A 6,462-nucleotide genomic window follows, 5' to 3' on the forward strand; every position below is an offset into this window, starting at 1 on the left:
GACGACGGCGGCGCCCGGCGCGGGAACCGCCTGCGCCACGGGCGTGCGCGCGGTCTGCGCCGAGCAGGCGCCCAGCAGTCCGGCCGCGGCGATCGCCGCGAGAGCAAAAAGGGATCGGGATGGGGACGGGTTGAAAAGCCCTGCGCGACGCTGCTCGGTTTCCGACGTCGTCGCGCGATGAGTCATTCCGCCGTTCCTTCACACGCCGTTTCGACGCCTGCGCCTGTGGCGAACCACGGCGCGTCGTCGCGACGGACGAGGGCTTATCAGGCCCGAACATGGCGCGCCGCAGGGCCGCCACATACGCGATAGAACAAGTGGGTCAATTGTGGCAAGAGCGTGGCGCGAACGCGACACTCCCGTCGGCGGGCGCCGACCAGCCAGCGGCAAGAACGCGATACGGCCGCGATCCCAAGCTGATCACCGGGCGGTTACCAAAGCCCTAACGCGATCGCTTTGGTTCTCACGAGCCTATTTACGACGACGAAAAAAATGTGCGGCGACGGCCGCCGCCCGGCCGGATCACTCCCTGCCGACCACGCTCCAAGGGCCAACATCCACGCCGCAGCCCCACGTCCGGGCGCTCTCTCCTACGCGAACGCTCTGCGCCATCGCACACACGCTCTCCCCCGCGCGCGCCCTGCCCCGTCGCCGGGACGCCCCCTCGCGCCGATTTCCCGTTGCGGCGCGAAAAGCGCTTCGCCATGATCCGCCCCGCCCGCGGCGCCCCGTTTCAACCGGATTCGCCCGCGCGGGAGAGGTGGCCGAGTGGTTTAAGGCAGCGGTCTTGAAAACCGCCGTGGGGGCGACTCCACCGTGGGTTCGAATCCCACCCTCTCCGCCAGCTTTTAAGGCTTGTCTGCAACTTGCGCGCAGCGCGCGATGCAAACTGTCGTCATGCCCGGCGGAGCCGGGCATCCACGACTTTCCGCCGATCAAACCCGTGAACGTTCAAGTCGTGGATGCCCGAGACAAGCTCGGGCATGACGATGTTAAGACATTTCCAAACGGGCTTTTAGTCAAGCCGAACATAGAGAGCTCAAGCGGTCTTGCCTCGGTCTGCCTCCGAGTGACGGACGCCCAGTTCGATAAACTGGTGGAGGATGGGCTTATTGAGCCTCAGAACCTTGAGGCTGAAAAAGCTGCAAGAGCGGCGGATACAGAAGCCATATTTGCGTTGGTGGACACGGTGACCGTTCAGCTGTCCAGCGGGATCCGGCGAGACTTTTCGTCTTTTGGCTGGAACACGTTCGAGTGCATCGAGCCTCTACTGGACATCCACTATCCCTATGGTCCAGATCATGATGAGGAGCCAATCATGATACGAGCCCCCTACGAGGGCTATCACCGTACTCTGTTTCTCAATGCGGGCGCTCTCGATTATATTTCTTTTCCGACCCACAAACTTGAGGAAGATGAGAAACGGTCTTACGAAGAATTAATAGACGACTAAATATTAGTTAAATTTATATACATAATTGCTTATGAAGCAACTCGTGGGGTGCCTGGAGGCGCGCTTCCATCCTGCTCCTGAAGACGTCTCTTTTTCCCTGCGCGCCAACGTCGGCAGCCTCAGATCGATGAGAGGGCTTCCGGGAGCCAGGAGCGATCGCGCGTGCGGGCGCCGGGCGCGGCGAGGCTGTCGCCGCCCCCGGTCCCGCCGCGTCAGATCATCGACTTCGGCAGCATCATGTGGACGCCTTTGTTGCCGTCCACGAGCTGCGTGACGCGCAGGTCGCCGGCGAGCGAGCACAGCATGTAGGCCTCGTTGCGGGTGAGGTTCGAGCGCAGGCACACGTGCCGCACCATCTCCCGCACCGCCTGCTTGGCGGCGTCGTCGAGATCCTCGTCGAGGCCGATCGACATCAGGTGCGTCTCGCTTTCCGCGAACGGGAACTCGATCGCGAGGTCCTTGCGCACCGTCAGGCGGAACGCGCCCTCGATGCCCATCTCGAGCGCCGTGATGCACACCTCGCCGTCGCCCTGCACGCCGTGGCCGTCGCCGGCGAAGAACAGCGCGCCCTCGTTGAAGACCGGCAGATAGAGCGTGACGCCGGGCTTCAGCTCCTTGTTGTCCATGTTGCCGCCGAAGGCGCGCGGCACCGGCGAGCCGACGCGCCCCCAAGCCGGCGGCGGCGCGACGCCCATGATGCCGAAGAACGGATCGAGCGGGATCTCCACGCCCCACGGCATGGTGCAGACGTCGCCCGCGGGGCTGATGGTGGGATGGATGGTCTCGTAGTCGGTGAACTCGTCCGGCAGCGTGCCGAGCAGCGGCAGGATGGCCACGAAGCCCCAGTCCATGGTGGGCTTGGCCTCGAGGATGTCGACCTGCAGCGTGTCGCCGGGCTTGGCGCCCTCCACATAGATCGGCCCGGTGATGAAGTGCGGGCCGCCGCCCTGCTTCAGCGTGTCGAGCGCAGCCCGATAGTCGGCCGGAACGCGGCTCGCGTCCGGCGGCAGGCACTCCTTGCCGCCCGCCGGAAACGACGTCAGCGAGACGGTGTCGCCGGACGCGATCCGGCAGACGGGCTCAAGGCTTGAGTCGAGATAGCCCCAGACCATGTTTTCGGGCGCGGACGAGATGGTGTGATGGCGGGCCATTGGACTTCCTCGGTTTCCGTCAGACGGACATGAACTTCGAGAGCCGCTCGCGGCTCATGTCGGCGCGCGCGCCCCCGTCGACCACCTGGCCGCGCGAGAGGACGACGAAGCGGTCCGCGACCGCGGTCGCGAAATCCAGATACTGCTCGACCAGAAGGATCGAGATGCGGCCCTTGAGGCCGGTCAGCACGGTCTCGATCAGCTGGACGATCGAGGGCTGGACGCCCTCCGTCGGCTCGTCGAGCGCCAGCACCTTGGGTCGGGTGACCAGCGCGCGGGCCAGGGCGAGCTGCTGCTGCTGGCCGCCGGAGAGCGCCCCTCCCCGCCGGCCCGCCATCTCGCGCAGCACGGGGAAAAGGCCGTAGATCTCCTCGAACGCCTCCTCGGTCGCGACACTGTGCGGGCGGGCGGCCGCCACGAGGTTCTCCCGCACCGTCAGCTCCGCGAAGATCTCGCGGCCCTGCGGCACGTAGGCGAAGCCGGCGCGCGAGCGTCGGTGGCTCGGCGCGCGCGTCATGTCGACGCCGTTCAGCTCGATCGCGCCGCGGGTGACCGGCAGCACGCCCGCGAGGCATTTCAGCAGCGTCGACTTGCCGGCTCCGTTGCGGCCGAGCACCGCGAGGCATTCGCCAGGCGCGATCTCGAAGCTGACGCGGCGCAGCGCCTGCGCCGATCCGTAATGCTGGTCCAGGTCGAGGACGGCGAGCGTCATGGCCTCAGCGCCCCAGATAGACGTCGACGACGCGGGCGTCGGCTCGGGCGCGGGCCATCGAGCCTTCGAACAGGCTGCGGCCCTCGTGCAGCACCGTGACCCGGTCCGCGATGGTCTCGACGAAATCCATGTCGTGCTCGACCACGATGATCGCGCGCTCCGGGCTCTTCAGCGCGCGGATCAGCGCGGAGGTGCGCTCGGTCTCCTCGTCGGTCAGCCCCGCGACCGGCTCGTCGAGCATCAGCACCTTCGGCTCCGACACCACCACCATGGCGATCTCGAGCCACTGCTTCTGGCCGTGGGCGAGTTCGCCCGCCAGCCGCCCCGCCTCGGCGCTCAGGCCCACGGTCTCGAGCGTGCGCTCAACGCGCTCCCGGGCCGCGGCGTCGCCGGCCTGTCCGAGCCCGATCTCCACGTTGTCGCGGACGGTGAGCGCCTCGAACACGCTCGGCTTCTGGAACTTCCGCCGCACGCCGGAACGCGCGATCCGCGCCTCCGACGCCCGCGTCAGCTCCATCGTCCCGTCGAACAGGATCCGTCCCGACCGGGCGCGGCTGACGCCGGAGATGACGTCCAGCAGCGTGGTCTTGCCGGCGCCGTTCGGGCCGATCACGGCGCGGACCTCGCCGTAGTCGATCGCGAGCGACAGGTCGTCGATGGCGCGGAAGCGACCGAACTCGACGGTGAGCCCCTCCACCAGGACCGCGACCGTCATGGCGTCGCATCCTTCGGCCGGAGCGCGTCGGGGCGCGCGATCCAGGTCGGCTTCCAGCGGCCGATGTCGAGAAGGCCGTTCGGGAAGATCAGCGCGACGAGGATCACGAGGCCCGCGAGGATGAACGGCCAGAGCTCCGGCATGGTGGCCGAGAGCGAGAACTTGATCGCGTTGACCAGCACGGCGCCGATCACCGCGCCCGCAAGCCGCCCGCGCCCGCCGATGGCGCACCAGACCGCGATCTCGATCGAGAGTTCCGGCGACAGCACCCGCGGATTGATGATGCCGACCTGCGGCACGTAAAGCAGGCCCGCGATGGCCGCCAGAACCGCGGACAGGCACCAGACGCCGAGCTTCAGCCGCAGCGTCTCGTAGCCGAGCGAGCGCAGGCGGGTCTCGTCGTCGCGCGTCGCCACCAGCAGGCGGCCGAACCGGCCGATCATCAGCAGCCGGCAGGCGACGAGCGCCGCCACGAGCACGGTGAGCGAGGTCACCGCCAGCCCCTTGGCGACGCCCGGCGACTGGAAGGGCGCGCCGAAGATCGTCTGGAACCCGGTCATGCCGTTGTTGCCGCCGAAGCCGGTGTCGTTCCGGAACATCAGCAGCATCGCCACATAGACGAGCGCCTGGGTGATGATCGCGAAATAGACGCCGCCGACCCGCGAGCGGAACGACACCCAGCCGAACAGGAACGCGACCGCGAAGGAGCAGGCGAGCGCGGCGACCAGCGCCACGGGGAAGCTCTCCAGCGGGCTCCACCAGCCGGGCAGCGCCGTCCAGCCCATGAACTGGACGATGTCGGGCGTGACGCCGGTGGTCGCGACCGAATGCTCCAAAAGGTGCATGCCGATCACGTAGCCGCCGATGGCGAAGAACAGGCCGTGGCCGAGGCTCAGGATGCCGGCGTAGCCCCAGATCAGGTCGAGCGAGAGCGCCAGCAGGGCGAAGCAGGCGAGCTGCCCGACCACGTTGACGCGATAGCCTGACAGGCCGGGGACGGCCGCGACCACCAGCCCCGCGACCGCGACCGCGACCGTCACGCCGACGAACATGCGGTCCTCCAGCACGCGGCGGAGGATGTGGGACTTCGGGCTCATGACGGCCGCCCCGACACGGCGGCGGCGCGGAAAGGCGGGCGGCGGAGCGCGGCGCCGGGCGCAGGGCGCTCGCAGGCGTGACGGGCGCTCACTTGCGTCGGCCCTTCACGGCGAACAGCCCCTCGGGCCGCCACTGCAGGAACGCGATGATCATCAGCAGCACGATGACCTTGGCGGCGACCGCGCCGTAGAGCGGCTCGATCAGCACGTTGACCTGTCCGACGCCGAGCGAGGCGATCACCGTGCCGGCGAGCGTGCCGACCCCGCCCAGCACCACGACCATGAAACTGTCGACGATGAAGGTGGAGCCCATCTGCGGGTTCACGTTGTAGATCGGGCAAAGCGCCAGTCCCGCGACGCCCGCGAGCCCGGACCCGAGCCCGAACGCCATCATGTCGACGCGGCGCGTGGCGATGCCGATGCAGCCGGCCATTGCGCGGTTCTGCGTCACCGCGCGGATCTCCAGGCCGAGCGGCGTGCGCTTCAGCACGAACCATGTCAGCGCCAGCGTCAGCGCCGCGAAGACGATGGCGAACAGGCGGTTCCAGGTGACGATGAAGTCGCCCATCAGCAGGTGGCCGCCGGACATCCACGAGGGGGTCACGAACTGGAGGTTCTGGGCGCCGATCCCGACGCGCACCAGATTGACGATGAGCAGGCTCACCGCCCAGGTGGCGAGCAGCGTCATCAGCGGCCGGGTGTAGAGCCGCCGCACCAGCGTCGCCTCGAGCAGCACGCCGACGCCGGCGGTGACAAGGAACACGATCGGGATCGCGACGATCAGATACCAGTCGAGCAGACCCGGAACGGCAGCGCGGATCGTCTCCTGCACCGCGTAGGTGACGTAGGCGCCGATCATGATGAACTCGCCTTGGGCGAGGTTGATGACGCCCATGAGCCCGAAGATGATCGCAAGGCCGGCGGAGGCCATGAACAGGATCGAGGCGAAGGACAGGCCGTTGTAGAGCGTGTTCAGCGCGTTGGAGATCATCAGCCGGCGTTCGATCGCGGCCGCCCCGGCGTCGACCGCCGACCGGAAGGCGGCGTCCCGGGCGTAGGTCGGGTCGGAGGTGAGGCCCGCGATCAGGGTCAGCGAGCGCCGGTCGGCGCCGGCGGAGATGCGCTCGATCGCGGCGATGCGTTTCGCGACGTCGGGCGCGTTTAAGAGCGCCGCCTGACCGACGGCGAGAATGCGCTGCTTCAGGCCCGCGTCGGGCTCGGCCTCAGCCGCCTTTTCGAACAGCTCCGGCGGCAGCGATCCCGCCCGGCGCTCCAGCGCGGACAGCGCCGCGCCCCGTTCGCCGGCCGACGCGCCCGAGACCAGCGTCGCGGCG

The 6,462-nt window shown here is 68.2% G+C and carries 7 protein-coding genes and 1 tRNA gene; 2 read left to right on the plus strand and 6 right to left on the minus strand.

The annotated features are described in order from the left end of the window. A partial coding sequence (locus ACFQ4O_RS13605; RefSeq protein ID WP_378776235.1) for a hypothetical protein occupies positions 1 to 186 on the minus strand: 186 nt, incomplete at its 3' end. Between the two features lie 568 nt (positions 187 to 754). Here ACFQ4O_RS13605 and ACFQ4O_RS13610 point away from each other — a divergent pair. Together ACFQ4O_RS13610 and ACFQ4O_RS13615 are read left to right on the plus strand one after the other, a co-directional pair. Then, positions 755 to 844: transfer RNA gene (locus ACFQ4O_RS13610), tRNA-Ser, on the plus strand. Positions 845 to 943: 99 nt separating this feature from the next. After that, positions 944 to 1,453: a hypothetical protein gene (locus tag ACFQ4O_RS13615; RefSeq protein WP_378776236.1), complete on the plus strand. Its 510-nt coding sequence runs from the start codon at positions 944 to 946 to the stop codon at positions 1,451 to 1,453. 212 nt (positions 1,454 to 1,665) lie between these two features. Here the strand turns inward: ACFQ4O_RS13615 and ACFQ4O_RS13620 are convergent, their stop codons facing one another. The 5 genes from ACFQ4O_RS13620 to urtB form a co-directional block, all read right to left on the minus strand. Next, a complete protein-coding gene (locus ACFQ4O_RS13620; RefSeq protein ID WP_378776237.1) occupies positions 1,666 to 2,604 on the minus strand; it encodes an acetamidase/formamidase family protein in 939 nt (312 codons plus the stop codon). Between the two features lie 19 nt (positions 2,605 to 2,623). Next, positions 2,624 to 3,316 carry an urea ABC transporter ATP-binding subunit UrtE gene (urtE, locus tag ACFQ4O_RS13625; protein ID WP_378776238.1) on the minus strand — a complete coding sequence of 231 codons (693 nt, stop codon included), beginning with the start codon at positions 3,314 to 3,316 and terminating at the stop codon, positions 2,624 to 2,626. A gap of 4 nt (positions 3,317 to 3,320) precedes the next feature. Further along, entirely contained in the window at positions 3,321 to 4,031 is a 711-nt protein-coding gene (locus tag ACFQ4O_RS13630) for an ABC transporter ATP-binding protein (RefSeq protein ID WP_378776239.1), read from the minus strand. Continuing rightward, a complete protein-coding gene (gene urtC, locus ACFQ4O_RS13635) occupies positions 4,028 to 5,128 on the minus strand; it encodes an urea ABC transporter permease subunit UrtC (protein WP_378776240.1) in 1,101 nt (366 codons plus the stop codon). Before urtC ends, ACFQ4O_RS13630 begins: the two co-directional genes overlap by 4 nt. 88 nt (positions 5,129 to 5,216) lie before the next feature. Further along, on the minus strand, positions 5,217 to 6,462 hold a 1,246-nt coding region (gene urtB, locus ACFQ4O_RS13640), incomplete at its 5' end, for an urea ABC transporter permease subunit UrtB (RefSeq protein ID WP_378776241.1).

The organism is Methylopila musalis (genome assembly GCF_042679725.1).
Classification (GTDB): Bacteria; Pseudomonadota; Alphaproteobacteria; order Rhizobiales; family Methylopilaceae; genus Methylopila; species Methylopila musalis.

Bases quoted from the DNA above. Each gene is read 5' to 3' on its own strand.
- ACFQ4O_RS13630 (WP_378776239.1), bottom strand. From the start codon at position 4,031: ATGACGGTCGCGGTCCTGGTGGAGGGGCTCACCGTCGAGTTCGGTCGC.
- urtC (WP_378776240.1), bottom strand. From the start codon at position 5,128: ATGAGCCCGAAGTCCCACATCCTCCGCCGCGTGCTGGAGGACCGCATG.
- ACFQ4O_RS13620 (WP_378776237.1), bottom strand. From the start codon at position 2,604: ATGGCCCGCCATCACACCATCTCGTCCGCGCCCGAAAACATGGTCTGG.
- urtE (WP_378776238.1), bottom strand. From the start codon at position 3,316: ATGACGCTCGCCGTCCTCGACCTGGACCAGCATTACGGATCGGCGCAG.